Raw genomic sequence first — 21,292 nt, forward strand, 5'->3', positions numbered from 1 at the left:
CTGAGGGCGAAAAGACCTACGGCTTCGGGGCGTCCGTGAGCCGGTCCAGCTCACGCATCGCCTCGCCGTGGGCGCTGATCCGGCGCGTGACCGTGCCGGTGGTGAAGAGCGCCGAGCCGACGACGGACACCGGCAGGGACAGGCCGAGCAGAGCCACCGCCTCCGGCCAGTCGCGTTCGTCCGCGCAGTGATCCCCGCGGAACAGGCCCTCGTTGGCGGTGCCGCGGTCGGTGAACAGCCGCGACTCGCATTCCTGCGGGTACTGGTCGTCGGGCTCCTCGTCGACCGCGTACGGGGTGAGCAGCGACACGGCACACCACGCCCACAGCAGCGCGGCCAAGGACAGCAGGCCCAGGCCCCAACTGCGTGTTCGGGTGGCCCGGTCGCGGAAATCCAGGTCGTACTCGCGTGATCGTGATCGCATAGCGGCCGAATCTAGCGGGCCCGTCCAGGAAGGTCCGCCGCGGTGGTTGCGCAGCCCGTCCAGGAAGGTCCGCCGCGGTGGTTGCCGACCGGCGGGAAGGGGCCCCGGGTGGCGGTCCGCGCGGTCAGCACCGGCGATGCCACCAGGCCGACTCCGCGTCCGCCGCGGGATCGTGGTGCGTCCGTCCGAGCAGCGCCTCGTCCAGGCGCTCGACCCGCGACCGGAGTTGCGACGAGGCCCTCGACGGCAACAGGGACAGAGCTTCCTGCAGCGTGTCCCGGGCCCAGCCCCCGTCGCAGCACGGGCAGGTGAACTCGGCCTCCCACTGTCTCCACCGGCGTTCGGTTCCGTGGACACGGGCGGACCACACGCTCAGTGCGACCGACACGAGGCCCGGAGCCAGCCGCTCCCGTTCGAGCACGCGGACGGCTGCGTTCGCCGCACCCGACAGGCCGGGAACATCGCGGTAGCGCACCCAGGGCGCGCTCCAGAGGCGTTCCCGTCGTCGAAGGGATGCCGGCCTCCTACGAGGCACGGCCCCTTCGCACATCCCGCTGCGCCCCGTCGTCCGTGTGCAGGACGGCGAACAGCCCTCGGGCGCGGGTGCCGTCCACCGTGCTCCAGGAACCGGAGACGTGGCCGGCCGCTCCCTGCGGAAGCGACGGCGAACCGTCCTCGGCGGGCCGCAGGGCCCGGTGCAGACGGATGGCCGTGCCGGGCGGGCCGGTCAGGGCGGTGCCTTCCCGGTCGTCCGTGACAGTGGTGGCGGTGAAGTCCGTGGAGGCCGATCCCTCGCCGGTGAAGGAGCAGGTCACGTCCCGGTCGGGGGTGTGGCTGGTGTTCTGGTCCTGGGCTTGTACCCGGCCCTCGACCAGGGCGACGAACTGGGCGACCAGCACCGGGTCGTGGCAGCCGTCGTAGGCCCAGCGCCGTCCCAGCACCCCGTGCTCCATGGTGCCGACGAGTGCGTGCTCGGCCCCGTCGAGCGGGGCGCCGCGATAGGTGAGCGGCACCAGGTAGGCGGTGGGGTGAGGGCCGGACGTGTCGGTGACCACGATGAACTCGATCCCCACCTCGCCCTGCGGGTCGTCCAGCCGGAAGCCGCCGGACCTGGCCAGCTCCGGTTCGCCCGCGCCGAGGCGGTACCACGGGCGGGAGGGAAGCCAGGAGGTGAGCAGCTCCAGCTTCGTCGGTGCAAGGGCGGTGCGGTGGATGACGGCCATGCCGAAAGTTCTCTTCCCTTGAATCGAGGTGGTCAGCCTTGAGGATCCTGCGGTTTGACCTCGACCTCGCGCAGGCTCTGGTCTCTGAGCTCGGTGCGTGACTCGGTGCGGTGTCCCCGGGCGATGTAGTCGCGCACGACCGCTTCGACCGCGTCCTGGGGCGAGCCGACCCCGGCCAGGACCATCACCTCCACCACCAGTTCGGCATCGAGACTGATGCTGACCTTGGCCACGATCGGCCCCCCTTCGTCGGTCCGGGACTCTAACACCCGTACAGCGGCGACTTGTTCCCACAGCTGTCCCTTGCGCAGGACGACAGCGGGGTGGACGTCGCCCGGTACGGCACTAGTGACCTGAGTCAGAGGTTTGGCGTTAGTTGGCTATGAGTCGTCCGGGGCCGAAGATTCCGCCGCTGTCACTGACCGATGCTCAACGGGCTGTGCTGGAGGGCTGGGTGCGTCGGCGGACGACCGCGCAGGCGCTGGCTCAGCGGTCACGGATCGTGCTGGAGTGCGCGGACGGCCACTCGATCATGGAGGTGTCCCGTCGGCTGCGGGTTGCGCCGGACACCGTCCGCACCTGGCGGCGGCGCTTCCTGGAGAACGGCTTGGACGGCTTGTGTGACGAGCCCAGGCCGGGTGTCCCGCGGAAGATTACCGACGCGGATGTGGAACGAGTGATCGTCAGAACGCTCGAGGAGACGCCGAAGAACGCGACGCACTGGTCGACGCGCTCGATGGCCGCCGCGACGGGCATGTCGCAGTCGACGGTATCCAGGATCTGGCGGGCGTTCGCTCTGGCCCCGCACCGCTCGCAGACCGATCCGTTCTTCATCGATAAGGTCCGCGATGTCGTCGGCCTCTATCTCGACCCGCCGGAGAAGGCTCTGGTTCTCTGCGTGGACGAGAAGTCGCAGATCCAGGCCCTGGACCGGTCCCAGCCGGTCCTGCCGATGATGCCCGGGGTTCCCGAGCGCCGAAGTCACGACTACATCCGCGCCGGCACCACCACTCTCTTCGCCGCCCTGGAAGTCGCGACGGGCAAGGTGATCGGGTCGCTCCACCGCCGCCACCGGGCCGTCGAGTTCAAGAAGTTCCTGGCCAAGCTCGACAGGGAAGTCCCGGCCGGCCTTCAGGTCCACCTGATCCTCGACAACTACGCGACGCACAAGACGCCCGAGATCAAGAAGTGGCTGCTGGCACACCCGCGCTTCCACCTGCACTTCACACCTACCAGCGCGTCGTGGCTGAACCTGGTCGAGCGGTGGTTCGCCGAACTCACACAGAAGAAGCTTAAGCGCGGAGTACACCGCTCCGTCCAGGCCCTCGAACGTGACGTCCGGGCCTGGCTGGCCGACTGGAACGACCAACCCAGGCCCTTCATCTGGACCAAGACGGCCGACGAAATCCTCGACAAAGTCGCCGCCTACTGCCACCGAATCTCTGACTCAGGTCACTAGATGCCGGCCCCCAGTTCCTGGAGCACCGCGTCGGTGAACGGGGTCCAGACCTCGGCGGCCCACGGGCCGAAGGCACGGTCGGTCAGGGCGACACAGGCCGCGCCCGCCGCCGGGTCGATCCACAGGAACGTGCCGGACTGGCCGAAGTGGCCGAAGGTCGCGGGGGAGGACGAAAGACCCGTCCAGTGCGGGGACTTGGAGTCACGGATCTCGAAACCGAGCCCCCAGTCGTTGGGGTTCTGGTGGCCGTAGCCCGGGAGTACGCCCTTGAGGCCCGGGTGCACGACGGTCTGGGCCTCCAGCACCGTACGCGGGTCCAGGAGCCGGGGCGCCTGCACCTCGGTGACGAAGCGGACCAGGTCGTCGACGGTGGAGACGCCGTCCTTGGCGGGCGAGCCGTCCAGCGTGGTGGCCGTCATGCCCAGCGGTTCCAGGACCGCCTGGCGAACGTACTCGGAGAAGGGGATCTCGGTGGCCTTCGCGATGTGGTCGCCGAGCACCTCGAAACCCGCGTTGGAGTACAGCCGGCGGTTGCCGGGAGGGGCGGTGACGCGGTGCTCGTCGAACGCGAGGCCGCTGGTGTGCGCGAGGAGGTGGCGGACGGTGGAGCCCTCGGGGCCGGCCGGCTCGTCCAGCTCGACCGCGCCCTCCTCGTACGCCACCAGCGCCGCGTACGCCGTGAGCGGTTTGGTGACGGACGCGAGCGGGAAACGGTGCGCGGTCGGGCCGTGCGCACCGGCGAGGGTGCCGTCCGCTCGTACGACAGCCGCCGCCGCGGTGGGGACGGGCCAGTTCTCGATCATCGCCAGGCTCTGCATGCGTATGAGCCTAAACCGAAGAACGCCGCCGAATCCGCTTGCTTGGAGTGCACTCCAAGGTTCTAGCGTGGAGGGTATGACGGTGATGGAAAGCACTTCCGCACGGACCGACACCTGCGCCTCGGCCCCCAAGGCTCATCCGCGCCCCGAGGGCCGGGACCGCTACACCATCAGCGAGGTCGTCGCCTTCACGGGACTCACCGCGCACACCCTGCGCTGGTACGAGCGGATCGGGCTGATGCCGCACGTCGACCGTTCGAACACGGGCCAGCGCCGCTTCAGCAACCGCGACCTGGACTGGCTGGCGTTCGTCGGCAAGCTCCGGCTGACCGGAATGCCGGTCGCGGACATGGTCAGGTACGCGGAACTGCTGCGCGAGGGCGAGCACACGTTCGAAGAGCGGCAGGAGCTCCTGGAGGCGACCCGACGCGACGTGAAGACGCGGATCGCGGAGCTCCAGGACACCCTCGCCGTGCTCGACTTCAAGATCGACTTTTATGCGGGCGCCCGTGCGGCGTCGGAAAGGCCCTGAGAACATGAGCGACAACAGCACCGGCCGGATCGCGACCGTGGAGCTCGGCGGCGGCCCCCGGGTCGGCGTCCAGGGGCTCGGCTGCATGGGGATCAGCGAGTTCTACGGCGACACCGACGAGGCAGCCGCCCGGGACACCCTGGAAGCGGCGCTGGAAGCGGGTGTCACCCTCTTCGACACCGCGGACGTCTACGGACGCGGCGCCAACGAGACGTTCCTCGCGCCCTTCGTCGCCGCGCACCGCGACGAGATCACGCTGGCCACGAAGTTCGCCATCGAGCGGACCGACGACCCGCACTACCGCGGGGTGCGCAACGATCCCGCGTACATCCGGCAGGCCGTCGAGGACAGCCTGCGCCGGCTCGGCACCGACGTCATCGACCTGTACTACATGCACCGCCGCGACCCGCTCGTCCCGCTCGCCGAATCGGTCGGCGCCATGGCCGAACTGGTGCGTCAGGGCAAGGTCAAGCAGCTCGGGCTGAGCGAGGTGACCGGGGCCGAGCTCCGCGAGGCGCACGCCGCGCACCCGATCGCCGCCCTGCAGTCCGAGTGGTCGCTCTTCAGCCGGGACGTGGAGCGCAGCGCCGTGGGGGCGGCCGTCGAGCTCGGAGTGACCCTCGTGCCGTACTCGCCGCTCGGCCGCGGCTTCCTGACCGGGGCGTTCGCCGACGCGGGCAAGGACCTGTCGCAGGACGACTTCCGCAGGCACCAGCCACGCTTCACCGGCGAGAACGCCAAGACGAACGCGGCCCTGCTGGAGCCCGTCCACAAGATCGCGGCGGCACACGGTGCGACGGCCGCGCAGGTCGCCCTCGCATGGGTGCAGCAGCGCGCCGAGGTGCACGGACTGACCGTGGTGCCGATTCCCGGAACCCGCAGGCGCGGCCGTCTGCTGGAGAATCTAGGGGCGACCAGGCTGATCCTGACGCCGCAGGAGCTGGAGCTTCTGGAGCCCATCGCGGGCCAGGTGGCGGGGGACCGGTACCCGGACATGAGCAGCACGGCCACTGCGCGAGAGTAGGAGGTCCCCGGCGGCCTCGGGGCGGTTGGGGCGCGTAGACCGCGAATCCCGCCGCGAACAGCCCCGCCGTTGCCCGGCGGGCGTTCCCGGCGCGGTTGTCCGCGACACTCTGGAGGCGGCGCGCGAAGCGGGCGTGACGCCCTTGGGCACCGCCGACATCTACGGGCGCGGTGCCCACGAGACGTTCTTCGCGTCGTTCGTCGGGGCGCACCGAGGCCCCGTGTCAGCGCTCGGCCGGATAGTCGTGAGCCCACCTCTGTTGAACTGGGTACCCGGTGCTCCCGAGCGCCGAATCAACGTGGGGGGCGAGGAATCCGCTGCCGTCCTGGCTGTAGGGCGCGTATTGCGCGGTCTCGACCTGTCCAGGGGTGTCGACCGGCGGTGGCCATGAATGGTTCTCGCTCGAGCTTGCGTACAGGGCGCGGTCGAAGGTGTGGGCAGTCTCGACGGTCCGAGTGGATTCGTCTGTGAGGCGCCGGTGACGGCCCCGATCGCGGCGCACCGGCGCGAGATGGCCGCTCGCGTACAGCGACTGCGCCCGGGAGACCAGTTGTGTGAGCCCGATGCCAAGCTGGGCGGCAAGGGCTGCGGCATCCATGCCCTTGTTCCAGCCGTCCACAAGCAGGGAGTCGCGAGCGTGTGACCACTCTCTCCCCCTCAGCTCCGTGGGCTCCGCAGGTGTTGCCTGTCGAGTGGCGAACTGTTCCACGCGGGGTGACGGAATGGAGGCCTGCGCGGACTCCAGTCGCACGTTGACCGCAGGAGCGGGCATGGGGTTGCCGTCGCCGGAAGCGGCCTCCGTCGCCGCGTCGATGTCCGGAGCAACGGCCGACGGATTGCTGAGCAGTGTCCCGGCGAGCGAGCGGGCATCGCTCTTGCCGACGGTGCGGCGGGCCAGCCGCACCTCGCGCTCGTTCAGCCCCAGCAACTCGGCAACAGCGGCGTCACTGCCCACAGTGACGGCGAAAGCGGCAAGCGTTCTTGCACGTTCCGCCTGGGCCCCGTCGAATACCGACTGCGCCTCACGCACTCGGTCGTCCGCACCGCAGAAGGCGTCGGCCAAAACGGCGTGCCGCTTCCACATCTCCCTGGCTTCCACGATCGATCAACGCCGTTGCGGCTGAATAGGCTTCAGCGGGATCCTGAAATGACCCAATTGGACCCGGAAGGTCATATCTGACGAACGTCATACCGCATCATGTTCCCGGCCGGTCGTGCCTTTTGTTTGTGAACCCGGATGAGCTTCCGGTTGTCACATCATCCGATCGGCGTGCTTTTCTGAAGGTGGAGTATCCGCAACGTCCGCTCTGTTTCTTCTTGGTGATGCCAATAGGAAATAAGTCGGTGCCACTCCGGATCCGGGACACCGGGGAGCGTGCTGCCGCGAGCAGCCCAGAGCCTGATCAGATCCCCGTACATCGGCGTTTCTGTTCTCTCTTTGCTTGCTGTTGGGGATGCCGTATGCGGTGGCAACTCAGGTCGGGGCTCCGCTGCCCTGGGACCGGGCAGGTTTCTCGCTCTTCCAGGCGCGTGTTCCGAAACGAAAGATGCGTAGCCAGTGCCCGTCACCGTTGCCGCTGGAGCATCAGATGTATTCATGCTTGAGAAACGAACGCTCGCCCCACTTGTCACTGCTCGTGCAACTGCCCCGTGGCCTCGGCGGGTTCTTGTGCGGCAGTTCGGGCGAGCGTTCAAGCACGGCTTGGGAGCGCCGCTGGGAGCACTCACGGCCGTGGGCGGCGTGGAGCAGGCGGCCCACGGCAGCCTCAGGCCGACCGGAGTGCGGAGCCCGCCGCGAGCAGCCCGGCCGCTGCCCGGCGCGCGGTCCCGGCACGGCTGCCCGTCTCCCAGGGCGCCTCGAACCGGCGGGCGTACAGGGAGATCGGCACCAGCTGAGCGGCGAACAACGCCATCCACACCAGCCGGGCCAGGATCCAGCCGACCGAGTGTCAGTCGTGAGCCCAGGCACCACACCGGCGCACGACGCGGGGACGGCCGCGGCCAGATCAGCGCAACGACCAGGGTCCACGCGTATCGGAGCACCTCGCCCTCCCTCTCCGGCTGCCGCACGCCGCTCGGCGTGCCGGGGAGGAAGGTAGGGAAGAGGGTGGGTACGGGCGTCTCACACCGAGGAGCCAACTGTTCGGTGGTACCGGGGTAGGTGGTGTACGGGGACAGCACCACGGTGCAGCGCCTCGTGGCGGGCGGACCGGCTGCCGGGGCGGGCCTGCCCCCGCCACCCGCGGGGGCAGGCCCGCAGGACGCCGACAGCCTTACGGCGCGCCCGGCGTCACCAGCCCCGACTCGTACGCGAAGATCACCGCCTGTGCCCGGTCCCGCAGATCGGCCTTGGCGAGTATCCGTGAGACGTGTGTCTTCACCGTCTGCTCGGCGACCACCAGCCGACCCGCGATCTCCTGGTTGGACAGGCCGCGGGCCACCAGTTCGAGTACCTCCGTCTCACGCGGCGTCAGCCCTCGCAACCGCAGGGCGGGGCCGCTCCGGAAGGCTCCCGACGGTCGCTGGCGTGCGAAGTCCGCGATCAGCCGACGGGTCACGGACGGTGCGAGCAGTGCGTCCCCGGCGGCCACGACGCGTACCGCGGAGATCAGGTCGGCCGGCGGCGCGTCCTTCAGCAGGAAGCCGGAGGCCCCGACGCGCAGCGCCTCGTACACGTAGTCGTCCACGTCGAAGGTGGTCAGCATCAGCACCTTCGGCCGGTGGGACTCCCCGGCGGACGGGGACAACAGCTCGCGTGCCGCGGCGAGCCCGTCCATCTCCGGCATCCGGACGTCCATCAGGACCACGTCCGGGCGCAGGCTGCGGCTGACCTCGACGCCGCGCAGACCGTCCGGCGCCTCTCCGACCACATCGATGTCGCTCTGGGCCGACAGGAGCGCCGCGAACCCCGCCCTGACCATGGCCTGGTCGTCAACGATGATCACGCGGATGCTCAAGAGTCCTCCGGCGCCGGGGAGTTCGACGTGACCGGACGGCCGGACAGAGGAAGCCGCGCGGCGACCCGGAAGCCCCCGTCGGGCAGCGGGCCGGTGTCCAGCGTGCCGCCGGTCAACCGTACGCGTTCACGCATCCCGACCAGCCCGTGCCCCGTTCCGGCCGTCTCCAGCGGTGAACCGGGGCGCTGCGCACGGTCGTTGACGACCAGGACCGTCACGTGCCCGTCGGCTGTCGTGACCGAGACCCGGGTGCGCGCCCCGGGCGCGTGCCGGACCGCATTGGCCAGGGCCTCCTGCACGATGCGGTACGCGGACAGGTCGACGGCCTGGGACAGGCCGTCCCCCACCGCCTTCTGTACCTGGCCGCCCATCGAGAGCTCCACGGGGAGCCCCGACCGCACCGTGGCCTCCACCAGTTGCTGTATCCGGTCGATCCCCGGCTGGGGTGCCCGCTCCCCGTCCGACCCGTCGCTGCGCAGCACCGAGAGCAGCCGCCGCATCTCCGTCAGTGACTCGCGCGCACTCGCCGCGATCGCCTCGAACTCCGCGCGCGCCTCTTCGGGCAGCCCGCCGATCCGGTACGGGGCAGAGTCGGCCTGCACCGTGATCACGGACATGTGGTGGGCGACCACGTCGTGGAGCTCCCGGGCGATCCGGGTCCGTTCCTCCAGGAGCGTCCGCCCGGCACGCTCGGCCTCACTGATCGTCTCCTGCTCGGCGAGCCTGCGCTGCGCGTCGCCCCGTTCCCGCAGCGCCGCCGCGACGACCAGCACCACCGCGCCGAGGACGATCAGCAGCACGGCACCGCCGTTGCTGCGGTCGGGCGCGATCACGTGCAGCAGCAGACCCGCCGCGCCCGTCATCAGCCAGACGGCCACCAGGGTCCTCCGGGGCTCGCGCAGGCCCACCGCGAACAGCACGAAGAGGTAGCCGATGATCACCGGGGGCGTCCAGGGCCAGATGGTGTCCGCCGGGTCCATGACCGCGGCCGGCAGCGGCCGGACGCGGAACTCCACGGCCGTGGGCCGCAGCAGGACCAGGGCGCCGACGACGTCCGCGCCGAAGACGATCCACCAGACCTGCAACGGCCGGTGCGCCAGCATCAGCAGCGGTGCAGCCTGAGCGACGGCGAGCACCCCCGCCGTACCGCCCCCCAGGCCGTAGTCCGCGATCAGGACGCTGTACGTGACGGGGACGAACAGGAGGGCGAGGAGGGCGACGGCCACGTAGGGCACGAGCCGCTGCCGGCGCCTCGCGGCGTCCGCGAGGAGCGGGACCGGCGGATGGGAGGGGTGGGACAGCGCGTGGGCGAACCCGCGCAGATGACGGCCGGCGGCGCTCAGCAGGCCGTCGGCGGGCTCGGGGTGACCGGGGGAGGTGGACATCGCCTGCTCAGCCTAGGCAGCGGGCCGGTGCGTGGCGTCATACCCCGGTGCTGTTGCGGGGCGGGCTTCCCCGTACCGGGGTAGGGGGTGTGGGCTCCGCCCCGCCGGCGGGGGCCGGTGAGCGGAGGCTCCCCCGCTGGCCGGGACCGGCGAGTCCTCCTACAGCTCCGCGAGCAGCTGCGCCTTCTTCGCGCTGTACTCGTCGTCCGTCACCAGACCGGCCTGGTGCAGCTCCCCGAGGTGCCGGATCCGCTCGGCGATGTCCGCCGGATCACGCCGCACGCCGCCCACCGGGGCGGGGCCCGCCGCGACGGGCACCGACTGGGTCCTGCGCACGGATTCCAGCACGGCCGCGGCGAAGGGCAGCGACTCGTGCACCGGCCCGTAGCCGAGGCCGAAGACGACGGCGGCCGGATCCTGGTCCACCGGTATGTGCGCTACGGCCGGGTGCGGGGCGCCCTGCGCCGTGGCCGGCCCGAGGGCGTGCACCGGACCGCCCTCCTCCGCCTCAGCGGCCGCGCTGCGCGTCACCAGCCGGAGGTAGCCCTCGAGAGCCTCGGGCGACCGCCATTGCACGCCGCTGAGATCCGCCACCGGGAAGGTCTGGTCGCCCGCCTTCCACTTGGCGCTGGACGCACCCGTCCAGGACCACCGGAAGGAGACCCGGACCCCGTCGAAGCCGGCCCGCCCGTCGTACGCCTTGAAGTTCATCGGCGCCTCGGGAGCCGTGACCAGGAACCGGTCGGCGTGCTTCGCCGCGTCCGGTCCGAGCAGGGCCCGCAGCTCGTCCGCGTAGTACTCCGCGAGCGTTTCGCGTTCCGCGGGCAGCACCAGCCGGTAGGGGTCGCAGCCGTCCTTCAGCTGCCCCGCCGCAGCCTCCAGCAGCGGATCGGCGCCGGGTCTCGGCACCGCGTGCAGGACCACCGTCCCCCGCCTGCCCGGGGTCAAAGTCACCGACGACAACGCCGCGTACGGAATGCGGCGTTCACGCAGGCTCTGGAAGAGCCTCGGCGTGCGGATCCCCCGTTCGAAGCGGATGAGCAGGGAGTCGGTGTAGAACTCCCAGGTGGCATGAATTCCGGCCAGCACATCACCCATGTGCCTCATCGTATGCGGCACAGGCGCGCACGTCCCCCCTCGGTACAGGCAATCCCCGCAAGGCCTTTCACCGTTCTCCACGCGGGTCAGGCGTCCGGATCACCGGAAATCTCGCGGTGGCACGCCTGGTCGGTGCTCGCGCAGCTGACGGAGTCGTACGCCCCGACGCCGATGGCGGCGAAGTTGCTGAGGCTGTCCGTGCCGGGCTCGAAATAGCCGCTGTGCCCGACCGCGCCGTTCGCCGACACGATGCGCGCGCCGAACTCCGGGTCGACCGGGTCGGCACCGTGACCGAGCCCGCCCACGGCCATGTTCGGCACGTCCTGGATCCAGTCGTCGCCGTCCCGCATCGCCCACACCCTGGCGCCGGTGTCCAGCGCCTCGGCACTGTCCGCGCGCATGCCCGGACTGCCGGCGACCGCGATGTCGGACACCCTGGAGGGCAGCTCACCCTTCGCGGCGACCCCGCACAGCACCGAGCCGTAGCTGTGGCAGAACAGCGAGACGGCCGAGGTGCCGGGCAGCGCCTCCACGAGCGCGTTCAGCCGCACCGCCCCGTCCGCCGCGAGTCCGCCCAGAGCGGCGTCCATGCCGATACCGGCGGGCGCGGTGTAGTCCGCCCACGCGATGACGGCCGTACGGGTCCCGGGACGGGCCGCGCGCTCGGCGCCGTACAACTGCTGCGCCATGCCGACGGGGGCGGCGTTCTTCTTGCGGCCGGTGCGTTCCAGGGTCAGCAGGTTCGTGTCGACGCCCGGAACGATCACGGAGATCCGCGTCGCCCGGTCGAGGTCGCCGAACACCTCCGCGGCGTGGCCCCTGCCCGACGGGTCGAAGGCGAGGATCTGCCGGTTCCCGGCGAGCATCGACCGGAAGCGGGCAAGCCGGAGCACCGCCTGGTGGCGGCCGTCGGGCGAAAGTCTCGCGTCCTGCGTCCGCTGCTGTTCCACGGTCTCGGCCAGGGCCAGCACATGCCGGTTGGCGCGGTAGCGAAGGGTGACCGGGGCGCCGTTCAGATTCCCCACCACGAGCGGGTACTTGTCGGCGAGGGCGACCTGCTGGCCCGCGGTGAGCGTGGCGAAGAAGTGGGCCAGCCGGTACGGCGGCGCGTGGGTGTCCGGGAGGGCGTGACCGGCTATCCGGTCACGGGCCCAGGAAGCGAGCGCGATCTCGCGTGGTGCTTCGGAGTGTTGGTGACGCACGGCGGTCCACCCGGTGGTCGCCAGCATCACGAACACCACCGCGACGGCGAGCAGAGCACGCCAGGCGGTGAGCGTGGGGGAGGAGTCGAAGGAAGTCACTGAGGCCCACCCTAGGAGACGCGTACAGGCCGTCGTGAGGGGGGTGACGCACATCACCCGGCTGCGAGGAATTCGGTGGCGCGACCTCACCCTCCGTGTGTGCGGAGCCCACGCTCCGGCGCGCCGGGAGCCCGTTCGGCACCCCGAAAGCGTCATGGGGCCGGGGCATTGTGAGTTGGGACATGCCGCGGTGGTGAGGCGTGCGGCACAGATGTCCGGTGCGCCTAAACGGTGCGCCAGTCTCCGGCAAGTGCTGGTCCGAGGCGGTCCAGGTGCATTTCGGTCAGTGCCCGGAGCGCGTCCACGCTCGCGTCCTGCCGTCGTCCCCACAGCTGCCCGGTCAGCCGCATCACCCCGGAGAACGCGGCGACGGCCACCCGGGGCCGTGGGTCCGTCTCCGGGTCCAGTCCCTCACGCTCCGCGATCAGCAGAGTCACCTGGTGCTCCAGATCGACGCTGCGCCGCATGAGGGCGGCGAGCAGTACGGGAGTCGATTCGATCATCTGGTAGGTGCGCATGTGGAGTTCGACGGTGACGTCGTCCTCGAGGGCGTCGGCGATGCTGTCCCAGGCGTTCAAGGTGGCCCGGCGCATCGCCTCGAAAGGGGCCTCCGCGGCGGGACGTTGGCGAAGCTCCGCGAGAAAGTGCGACTCCCCCATCTCCTGGACGGCGAAGGCCACCGCCTCCTTGTTCGCGAAGTAGCGGAAGAAGGTGCGCTGGGAGACCTCGACGGCGTCGACGATCTCGTCGACGGTGGTCCGGTCGTACCCCTGGGTGGTGAAGAGTTCCAGAGCGGCGTGCAGCAGGGCCTCGCGGGTGCGCTGCTTCTTGCGTTCGCGCAACCCGACCGGAGCCGCGGATGCGGGGGCCCCGGATGCCTGCCTGCGTGTCACGTAGGGGTCCTCTTTCCATCGCTTTGACCTGATCAGCCTACCTGTGAGCTACGTGACAGTTACTGACTTGTGAATTGGTTTGTCAACTGTCAGCCGCTGACATAATCTCCCGGCATGACTAGTCAGACCACAGTCGAGAAGGCGCCGCGGGAGCCCGAAGACACCCTCGTTCCCGCACCGGCGAAAGGACTGCGCGGCCATCCCTGGCTGACGCTCTTCGCCGTCGCCGTCGGCGTGATGATGGTTGCGCTCGACGGCACGATCGTCGCGATCGCCAACCCCGCCATCCAGCAGGACCTCGGCGCCTCGCTCGCCGACGTCCAGTGGATCACCAACGGCTACATGCTCGCACTCGCGGTCTCCCTGATCACCGCGGGCAAGCTCGGTGACCGCTTCGGCCACCGCCAGACCTTCCTGATAGGCATCGCCGGCTTCGCCGCGGCCTCGGCGGCCATCGGCCTCGCCGACAGCGTCACGCTGGTGATCGTCTTCCGCGTGCTGCAGGGCCTCTTCGGCGCCCTGCTGATGCCCGCGGCGCTCGGCCTGCTGCGCGCCACCTTCCCCGCCGAGAAGCTGAACATGGCGATCGGCATCTGGGGCATGGTGATCGGCGCCTCGACCGCGGGCGGTCCCATCCTCGGCGGTGTGCTCGTGGAGCACGTGAGCTGGCAGTCCGTCTTCTTCATCAACGTGCCTGTCGGTGTGCTCGCGCTGGTCTTCGGTCTGGTGATCCTCAAGGACCACCGCGCCGAGAACGCGCCCAAGTCCTTCGACATCGGCGGCATCGTGCTGCTGTCGCAGGCGATGTTCTGCTTGATCTGGTCGCTCATCAAGGGTTCCGAATGGGGCTGGGGCGACCCCAAGACCCTCGGCTTCCTCGGTGCCGCCGTGATCCTGTTCATCGTGTTCGCGCTCTCCCAGAAGAACGTCCGCGAGCCGCTCATCCCGCTGGCCATGTTCCGCTCCGTGCCGCTCTCGGCCGGCGTGATCCTGATGGTGCTGATGGCCTTCGCCTTCATGGGCGGGCTGTTCTTCGTCACCTTCTACCTACAGAACGTCCACGGCATGAGCCCGGTCGACAGCGGTCTGCACCTGCTGCCGCTGACCGGAATGATGATCGTCGGCTCGCCGCTCGCCGGCGCGGCCATCACCCGGTTCGGTCCGCGCGTGCCGCTCGTCGGCGGCATGGCGTCGGTCGCGATCGCCATGTTCGGCATGTCGCAGCTGACGATCGGCACCGGCACCCTGACCATGTCGCTCTGGTTCGCGCTGCTCGGCTTCGGCCTCGCACCGGTCATGGTCGGCGCCACCGAGGTCATCGTGGGCAACGCCCCGCTGGAGCTCTCCGGTGTCGCGGGCGGACTGCAGCAGGCCGCGATGCAGGTCGGCGGCAGCCTCGGTACGGCGGTCCTGGGCGCCGTCATGGCCTCCCAGGTCGACGCGAAGCTCGGCGACAACTGGAAGGCCGCCGAACTCCCGCCGGTGAATTCCGCCCAACTGGAGCAGGCGTCCTCGGCCGTCAAGGTCGGTATGCCGCCGGTGGCACCCGGCACCCCGCCGGAGATCGCCGCGAAGATCGCGGGCGTCGCCCATGACACGTTCGTGTCGGGCATGAGCTCCGCGTTCATGGTCGCCGGCATCGTCGCCGTGCTCGCCGGCCTGGTCGCCATGCTCACCAAGCGCGGTGCGAACGCCGGGGCGGGCGCGGGAGCCGGCCACATCTGATCCCGCACGGCCCCCGGCGCACTCCCTGCGCCGAGGCGTCAACACAGCGCACCCGACAGCCCCGCCGGCCCCTTCCGGCGGGGCTGTCGCCTATCAGGATGGTCCAGGGCCCCACCCCTTCCCGGCGCACCGCCCCGCAGGTCAGAGTGCGGACACCGAGCCACTCCGGCTCGCTCGACCACGGGGGTTGATCACCATGCGTACGACCGTTCTCGCCGCCACCCTGGCGGCCACCGCACTCGTCCCGGCCACGGCTCTGGCCGGCACCGCACCCGCCGCCCACCACGGGCCGGCCGACCAGGGGCGCTCACGGAGCGCCCCGCAGGCCTCACCGGCGGGGCTCGCACCGTGCGGGGCGGGCCAGCTCTGCCTCTGGGCGAAACCTGACTTCACCGGGGCCAGGCAGACTCATGAACTGTCCACGGTCGACATCGAGAGCTGCGTCCCGCTGCCGGCCGACGGCCACGCGCAGGCCCTCGTCAACCGCACCGGGCGCCCCGTCACCACCTATCAGTCGGCCGAGTGCCAGGAGACCGGGGAGTTCGAGACCTACCCGGGCGGCGGCACCTGGGTGCCCCGCTCCCCGTACACGGTGAGGGCCTTCAAGATCTGGGAGAACTGAACGCCGAAGGGCGGCGGGACCGTGAGTCCCGCCGCCCTTCACACAATGCCCCGCGCCGTTACGCGTCGCCGCCGGCGGGACCCGGGTCGGCCGCCGCCACATCCAGGAGCGCGTACCGGTCGACCGCCGTCTTCAGCGCCGAACGGTCGATCCTGCCCTCCTTCGCCAGCTCCGTGAGCACCGCGAGCACGATCGACTGCGCGTCGATGTGGAAGAAGCGGCGAGCCGCCCCACGGGTGTCGGCGAAGCCGAAGCCGTCGGCGCCCAGCGACTGGTACGCACCGGGCACCCAGCGCGAGATCTGGTCCGGCACCGAACGCATCCAGTCCGAGACCGCCACGAACGGGCCCTCGGAACCGGAGAGCTTCTGCGTCACGTACGGGACGCGCTGCTCCTCCTCCGGGTGGAGCAGGTTGTACCGCTCCACGTCCACGGCCTCGCGGCGCAGCTCGTTCCAGGAGGTCGCCGACCAGACGTCCGCCTTCACGTTCCACTCGTCGGCGAGGATCTGCTGCGCCTCGACCGCCCACGGGACCGCCACACCGGACGCCATGATCTGGGCCGGGATCTGGCCCTTCTCGCCGCTCCTGTAGCGGTACACGCCCTTGAGGATGCCCTCGACGTCCACATCGGCGGGCTCGGCCGGGTGCTGGATCGGCTCGTTGTAGACGGTGAGGTAGTAGAAGACGTCCTCGTTCTCCTCGGGGGTCCCGCCGTACATCCTGCGCAGACCGTCCTGGACGATGTGCGCGATCTCGTACCCGAACGCCGGGTCGTACGCGACACAGCCCGGGTTCGTCGAGGCGAGCAGCTGCGAGTGTCCGTCCGCGTGCTGGAGACCCTCACCGGTCAGCGTCGTCCGGCCGGCGGTCGCACCCAGCACGAAGCCGCGCGCGAGCTGGTCGGCCATCTGCCAGAACTGGTCGCCGGTCCGCTGGAAGCCGAACATCGAGTAGAAGACGTACACCGGGATCAGCGGCTCGCCGTGCGTGGCGTACGCGGAACCGGCGGCGATCAGCGAGGCCGTGCAGCCCGCCTCGGAGATGCCGTCGTGCAGCATCTGGCCCGTCGGCGACTCCTTGTAGGCGAGGAGGAGGTCACGGTCCACCGCCTCGTACTGCTGGCCGAGCGGGTTGTAGATCTTCGCACTCGGGAAGAAGGCGTCCATGCCGAAGGTGCGGTACTCGTCGGGCGCGATCAGCACGAACCGCTTGCCGATCTCCTTGTCCCGCATGAGGTCCTTCAGGACGCGGACGAACGCCATGGTGGTGGCGATCGACTGCTGACCTGAACCCTTCTTCGCAGTCGCGTAGGCCTTGTCGTCCGGCAGCGGGAGCGGCTTGGCACGCACCACACGGGTCGGGACGTAGCCGCCCAGACCCTGGCGGCGGTCGTGCATGTACTGGATCTCCTCCGAGTCGCGGCCCGGGTGGTAGTAGGGCGGGTAGCCCTCGTCCAGTTGCTTGTCCGTGATCGGGATGTGCAGCCGGTCGCGGAAGCGCTTGAGGTCCTCGACCGTGAGCTTCTTCATCTGGTGGGTCGCGTTGCGGCCCTCGAAGTTCGGTCCGAGCGTCCAGCCCTTGACCGTCTGCGCCAGGATCACCGTCGGCTGGCCCTTGTGGGCCTTGGCGGCCGCGTACGCCGCGTAGACCTTGCGGTGGTCGTGCCCGCCGCGCCCCAGGTGCAGGATCTGGTGGTCGGACATGTCCTTGACCATGTCGCGCAGCCGCGGGTCGTCACCGAAGAAGTGATCACGGATGTACGCGCCCGTCTCGGTGGCGTACGTCTGGAACTGGCCGTCCGGCGTGGTGTTCAGCTTGTTGACCAGGATGCCCGTGCGGTCCTGCGCGAGCAGCGGGTCCCAGGTGCGGTCCCAGACCAGTTTGATGACGTTCCAGCCGGCGCCGCGGAACTGCGACTCCAGCTCCTGGATGATCTTCCCGTTGCCGCGCACCGGGCCGTCGAGGCGCTGCAGGTTGCAGTTGACCACGAAGGTGAGGTTGTCCAGACCCTCGCGGGCGGCGATGGAGAGCTGGCCGAGCGACTCGGGCTCGTCCATCTCCCCGTCACCGAGATAGGCCCACACGTGCGACTTGGAGGTGTCGGCGATGCCGCGCGCCTCCATGTAGCGGTTCATCCGGGCCTGGTAGATCGCGCCGAGCGGGCCGAGGCCCATCGAGACGGTCGGGAACTCCCAGAAGTCCGGCATCAGCCGCGGGTGCGGGTAGCTGGACAGCCCGTACGGCGCCTTCGACTTCTCCTGGCGGAACGCGTCGAGCTGCGTCTCGCTCAGCCGGTCGAGCAGGAAGGCGCGGGCGTAGATGCCGGGGGAGGCGTGCCCCTGGAAGAAGATCTGGTCGCCGCCGTCGCCCTGGTCCTTGCCGCGGAAGAAGTGGTTGAAGCCCACGTCGTAGAGCGAGGCGGAGGAGGCGAAGGTGGCGATGTGGCCGCCGACACCGATCCCCGGGCGCTGGGCACGGGAGACCATCACCGCGGCGTTCCACCGGGTCGCGTTGAGTACCTTGCGCTCGATCTCCTCGTCGCCGGGGAAGAACGGCTCGTCCTTCGTGGCGATCGTGTTCACGTAGTCCGTGCTGCGCATCTCCGGCACGGCGACACGCTTCTCCCGCGCGCGCTCGATGAGCCGGAGCATCAGGTAACGGGCCCGCTCACGGCCTCGCTCGTCGACGGCGGCGTCGAGGGAGTCGAGCCATTCCTGGGTCTCTTCTGGATCGAAGTCCGGGACCTGGCTCGGAAGGCCGCCAATGATGATCGGATTGCGATCGGATCCGGAAGCCACGCTGTTCCTTCGCTGTTCGGTGGTGCTCTTCGGGGCCTGGTTGCGGGGGAACGTACCCCCGGGGCGTCTGCTGTACGCCGACTCCATCGTGTACCGCGAGGGCGTAAACGTCATCTCTACTGTGGGGTAACACAGGGTTCCCGGACGCCGGGTCCGGGCACGAGTGTCGGTGGCACGAGGGCGCTCCGGCCCAAACCGCAACCATACGCCCAACCCGGCCATGTGTTCCCAAAGGCTGTTCGACTCCGAATGGCGGACCGAAACGGCATAAGCTGAGTAAGGACGTAAAGGGTCCGGACACCATCGCCGGCCCCGCAGGAGACATGCCGGAGGTTGCGGCGACGTGGCAGGGAACGTCACCGTTTAGGCGGTCTCGGACGCCGGGTACTTGCGCGATTCGCCGAGCCCGTGTGGACTACGGCCAATGCCCCGCGCACGCGCGTGGCTGAAGCATTTTCCGAAACATGATCAGGAGGCAACCCGTGAGCGCGACCGCGGACCACGCGGAGGAACGGACCAACACGGCCGCAAGGCTTGGGTTCGAGCCCGGACAGGTGGTCCAGGAGATCGGCTACGACGACGACGTCGAGCAGGAGCTCCGTGAGGGCATTGAGGCCACAATCGGCCAGGAACTCGTCGACGAGGACTACGACGACGTCGCTGACGTCGTCCTGCTCTGGTTCCGCGACGAGGACGGCGACCTTACGGACGCGCTGGTGGATGCCATTGGTCTGATCGAGGACGGTGGGGCGGTCTGGCTGCTGACGCCCAAGACCGGCCGCGACGGCTACGTCGAACCGAGCGACATCAACGAGGCTGCCCAGACAGCTGGTCTCGCCCAGACCAAGAGCATCAGTGCGGGCAAGGACTGGACGGGCAGCCGTCTGGTCACCCCCAAGGGGGCCAAGGCCAAGCAGCGCTGAGCGTTCTTTCCATCATCGAGGCCCCCGACGGCACTGTGCCGCCGGGGGCTTTCGTACGCGCCCGTCCGGGCCTGCGCGGGGTCCGGCGGGGAGCCGTGCGTAGGGTGGGAACCACCCGGACGGGCCAGTCCGGGTCAGTGGTGACGTTGCGAAGGGATGCGTTTCATGGCGATCGAGATCGGCACGCCTGCTCCGGATTTCGAACTGAAGGACAACCACGGGCGGACGGTGAAGCTCTCAGACTTCCGCGGTGAGAAGAACGTGGTCCTCCTCTTCTACCCGTTCGCGTTCACCGGCGTCTGCACGGGCGAGCTCTGCGCGCTCCGCGACGAGCTGCCGAATTTCGAGAACGACGACGTCCAGCTGCTCGCCGTCTCCAACGACTCGATCCACACCCTGCGTGTCTTCGCCGAGCAGGAGGGTCTGGAGTACCCCCTGCTCTCCGACTTCTGGCCGCACGGCGAGACATCCCGGGCGTACGGCGTCTTCGACGAGGAGAAGGGCTGCGCGGTGCGCGGCACCTTCGTCATCGACAAGGAAGGCGTCGTCCGCTGGACCGTCGTCAACGGCCTGCCGGACGCACGTGACCTGAACGACTACATCAAGGCGCTGGACTCGCTCTGATCCCGGATCTCCTGGCGGCGCCCGGCCAAAAGCCTGTTTTGGCAGGGAACCGGTCACTAGGATCCAATCGTTGATCCGATGCCAACGCACGACGGGGGCGCTGGTGTCTGCCGGCCCTCTCAACACTTTTGGAGGACTCGTGGGAGTCAGCCTCAGCAAGGGCGGCAACGTCTCGCTGACCAAGGCCGCGCCGAACCTGACCGCGGTCATCGTCGGTCTGGGCTGGGATGCCCGTACCACCACCGGTGGTGACTTCGACCTCGACGCCAGCGCTCTGCTGACGAACACCGAGGGCAAGGTCGGCAACGACGGAAATTTCGTCTTCTTCAACAACCTCAAGAGCCCCGACGGCTCGGTCGAGCACACCGGTGACAACCTCACAGGTGAGGGCGAGGGCGACGACGAGGTCATCAAGGTGAACCTCGCCGGTGTCCCGGCCGACGTCGACAAGATCGTCTTCCCGGTCTCCATCTACGAGGCCGAGAGCCGCCAGCAGAGCTTCGGCCAGGTGCGCAACGCGTACATCCGCGTGGTCAACCAGGCGGACAACAGCGAGCTCGCGCGCTACGACCTGAGCGAGGACGCGTCGACGGAGACCGCCATGGTCTTCGGCGAGCTCTACCGCAACGGCGCGGAGTGGAAGTTCCGTGCCATCGGCCAGGGGTATGCCTCGGGTCTGCGCGGTATCGCGCAGGACTTCGGCGTCAACGTCTGAGCCCACTCAGCTCCACCACGTCCGGCGCCGCACGATGTGCGGCGCCGGACGCAGCTCGGCAGAGCGCCGCGCCCCTCCCACGGGCGTCGAGCGTTCGAAAGACCGTCCATCGACTCGGGGAGGACACAGCATGGGCGTCACGCTTGCCAAGGGAGGCAATGTCTCCCTCTCCAAGGCCGCACCCAATCTCACCCAGGTGCTGATCGGGCTCGGCTGGGACGCACGATCCACGACCGGAGCCGACTTCGACCTCGATGCCAGCGCGCTGCTGTGCCAGTCGGGCCGGGTGCTCGGTGACGAATGGTTCGTGTTCTACAACAATCTCACCAGCCCCGACGGCTCCGTCGAGCACACCGGCGACAACCTCACGGGTGAGGGCGAGGGCGACGACGAGTCGGTCATCGTGAACCTCACCCAGGTTCCCGCCCACTGCGACAAGATCCTCTTCCCGGTCTCGATTCATGAGGCAGACAATCGTGGTCAGACGTTCGGGCAGGTCAGCAATGCCTTCATCCGCGTGGTGAATCAGGCGGACGGCCAGGAGCTGGCGCGCTACGACCTCAGCGAGGACGCCTCCACCGAGACGGCGATGATCTTCGGTGAGCTCTACCGGTACGGCGGGGAGTGGAAATTCCGTGCAGTGGGGCAGGGGTACGCGTCGGGGCTCCGGGGCATCGCTCTAGACTTCGGGGTCAACGTTTCGTAAAGCCGCGCACGGCGCGGGGGAGCCCCGTACTCAGTCGGGGGAGACCCGTACATACATGATGGG

General features: G+C 69.5%; 21 protein-coding genes and 1 pseudogene. 9 read left to right on the top strand and 13 right to left on the bottom strand.

Annotated elements, in window-relative coordinates; all coding sequences use genetic code 11:
- Window positions 1–16: 16 nt before the first annotated feature.
- From OG844_RS34415 to OG844_RS34430, 4 genes are all read right to left on the bottom strand, one after another.
- Window positions 17–424, bottom strand: a complete 408-nt coding sequence (locus tag OG844_RS34415) for a hypothetical protein (RefSeq protein ID WP_406395655.1) — start codon at window positions 422–424, stop codon at window positions 17–19.
- 124 nt (window positions 425–548) lie between these two features.
- Entirely contained in the window at window positions 549–899 is a 351-nt protein-coding gene (locus tag OG844_RS34420; protein WP_406395656.1) for a hypothetical protein, read from the bottom strand.
- A gap of 49 nt (window positions 900–948) precedes the next feature.
- Entirely contained in the window at window positions 949–1,647 is a 699-nt protein-coding gene (locus OG844_RS34425; protein ID WP_406395657.1) for a maltokinase N-terminal cap-like domain-containing protein, read from the bottom strand.
- 32 nt (window positions 1,648–1,679) lie between these two features.
- Entirely contained in the window at window positions 1,680–1,880 is a 201-nt protein-coding gene (locus OG844_RS34430; RefSeq protein WP_406395658.1) for a DUF2191 domain-containing protein, read from the bottom strand.
- A 149-nt stretch (window positions 1,881–2,029) separates the two neighbouring features.
- Between OG844_RS34430 and OG844_RS34435 the strand changes: the two genes are divergently transcribed.
- Window positions 2,030–3,106 (top strand): IS630 family transposase, encoded by a 1,077-nt coding sequence (locus OG844_RS34435; RefSeq protein ID WP_406395659.1) that lies wholly within the window; start codon window positions 2,030–2,032, stop codon window positions 3,104–3,106.
- Here the strand turns inward: OG844_RS34435 and OG844_RS34440 are convergent.
- Complete coding sequence (locus tag OG844_RS34440) at window positions 3,103–3,924, bottom strand: serine hydrolase domain-containing protein (RefSeq protein ID WP_406395661.1); 822 nt, start codon at window positions 3,922–3,924, stop codon at window positions 3,103–3,105. The two genes, OG844_RS34435 and OG844_RS34440, sit on opposite strands and share 4 nt — an antisense overlap.
- 76 nt (window positions 3,925–4,000) lie before the next feature.
- On the opposite strand from OG844_RS34440, the gene OG844_RS34445 reads away from it, so the two are divergent.
- Complete coding sequence (locus OG844_RS34445) at window positions 4,001–4,456, top strand: MerR family transcriptional regulator (protein WP_406395663.1); 456 nt, start codon at window positions 4,001–4,003, stop codon at window positions 4,454–4,456.
- Between the two features lie 4 nt (window positions 4,457–4,460).
- Window positions 4,461–5,480 carry an aldo/keto reductase gene (locus OG844_RS34450; protein WP_406395665.1) on the top strand — a complete coding sequence of 340 codons (1,020 nt, stop codon included), beginning with the start codon at window positions 4,461–4,463 and terminating at the stop codon, window positions 5,478–5,480.
- 223 nt (window positions 5,481–5,703) lie between these two features.
- Here the strand turns inward: OG844_RS34450 and OG844_RS34455 are convergent, their stop codons facing one another.
- From OG844_RS34455 to OG844_RS34485, 7 genes and pseudogenes are all read right to left on the bottom strand, one after another.
- On the bottom strand, window positions 5,704–6,564 hold the full coding sequence (locus OG844_RS34455) for a hypothetical protein (RefSeq protein WP_406395667.1): 861 nt from the start codon (window positions 6,562–6,564) through the stop codon (window positions 5,704–5,706).
- 682 nt (window positions 6,565–7,246) lie between these two features.
- Window positions 7,247–7,491 (bottom strand): annotated as a pseudogene (locus OG844_RS34460) (acyltransferase); the annotation flags it as partial.
- Window positions 7,492–7,753: 262 nt separating this feature from the next.
- Window positions 7,754–8,437 carry a response regulator gene (locus OG844_RS34465; RefSeq protein ID WP_406395668.1) on the bottom strand — a complete coding sequence of 228 codons (684 nt, stop codon included), beginning with the start codon at window positions 8,435–8,437 and terminating at the stop codon, window positions 7,754–7,756.
- Window positions 8,434–9,822: a sensor histidine kinase gene (locus OG844_RS34470; RefSeq protein WP_406395669.1), complete on the bottom strand. Its 1,389-nt coding sequence runs from the start codon at window positions 9,820–9,822 to the stop codon at window positions 8,434–8,436. Before OG844_RS34470 ends, OG844_RS34465 begins: the two co-directional genes overlap by 4 nt.
- Window positions 9,823–9,981: 159 nt before the next feature.
- Window positions 9,982–10,920, bottom strand: coding sequence for a DUF4429 domain-containing protein (locus OG844_RS34475; RefSeq protein ID WP_406395671.1), 939 nt, complete (start codon window positions 10,918–10,920; stop codon window positions 9,982–9,984).
- An 86-nt stretch (window positions 10,921–11,006) separates the two neighbouring features.
- Window positions 11,007–12,221 carry an alpha/beta hydrolase gene (locus OG844_RS34480; protein WP_406395673.1) on the bottom strand — a complete coding sequence of 405 codons (1,215 nt, stop codon included), beginning with the start codon at window positions 12,219–12,221 and terminating at the stop codon, window positions 11,007–11,009.
- 224 nt (window positions 12,222–12,445) lie between these two features.
- Window positions 12,446–13,114, bottom strand: a complete 669-nt coding sequence (locus OG844_RS34485; RefSeq protein WP_406395674.1) for a TetR family transcriptional regulator — start codon at window positions 13,112–13,114, stop codon at window positions 12,446–12,448.
- A 114-nt stretch (window positions 13,115–13,228) separates the two neighbouring features.
- On the opposite strand from OG844_RS34485, the gene OG844_RS34490 reads away from it, so the two are divergent.
- Both OG844_RS34490 and OG844_RS34495 read left to right on the top strand, forming a co-directional pair.
- A complete protein-coding gene (locus OG844_RS34490) occupies window positions 13,229–14,839 on the top strand; it encodes an MFS transporter (protein ID WP_406395676.1) in 1,611 nt (536 codons plus the stop codon).
- 196 nt (window positions 14,840–15,035) lie between these two features.
- Window positions 15,036–15,461: a peptidase inhibitor family I36 protein gene (locus OG844_RS34495; protein WP_406395678.1), complete on the top strand. Its 426-nt coding sequence runs from the start codon at window positions 15,036–15,038 to the stop codon at window positions 15,459–15,461.
- A 58-nt stretch (window positions 15,462–15,519) separates the two neighbouring features.
- Here OG844_RS34495 and aceE read toward each other — a convergent pair whose 3' ends face one another.
- Window positions 15,520–18,261 carry a pyruvate dehydrogenase (acetyl-transferring), homodimeric type gene (aceE, locus tag OG844_RS34500; RefSeq protein WP_406395680.1) on the bottom strand — a complete coding sequence of 914 codons (2,742 nt, stop codon included), beginning with the start codon at window positions 18,259–18,261 and terminating at the stop codon, window positions 15,520–15,522.
- Window positions 18,262–18,743: 482 nt separating this feature from the next.
- On the opposite strand from aceE, the gene OG844_RS34505 reads away from it, so the two are divergent.
- From OG844_RS34505 to OG844_RS34520, 4 genes are all read left to right on the top strand, one after another.
- Window positions 18,744–19,184, top strand: a complete 441-nt coding sequence (locus OG844_RS34505; RefSeq protein ID WP_329211418.1) for a DUF3052 domain-containing protein — start codon at window positions 18,744–18,746, stop codon at window positions 19,182–19,184.
- 165 nt (window positions 19,185–19,349) lie between these two features.
- A complete protein-coding gene (locus OG844_RS34510; protein ID WP_406395682.1) occupies window positions 19,350–19,808 on the top strand; it encodes a peroxiredoxin in 459 nt (152 codons plus the stop codon).
- A 139-nt stretch (window positions 19,809–19,947) separates the two neighbouring features.
- Window positions 19,948–20,523, top strand: coding sequence for a TerD family protein (locus OG844_RS34515; protein WP_351168324.1), 576 nt, complete (start codon window positions 19,948–19,950; stop codon window positions 20,521–20,523).
- 130 nt (window positions 20,524–20,653) lie between these two features.
- A complete protein-coding gene (locus OG844_RS34520) occupies window positions 20,654–21,229 on the top strand; it encodes a TerD family protein (RefSeq protein ID WP_329211423.1) in 576 nt (191 codons plus the stop codon).
- Window positions 21,230–21,292: the final 63 nt, after the last annotated feature.

The organism is Streptomyces sp. NBC_00887, from assembly GCF_045207585.1.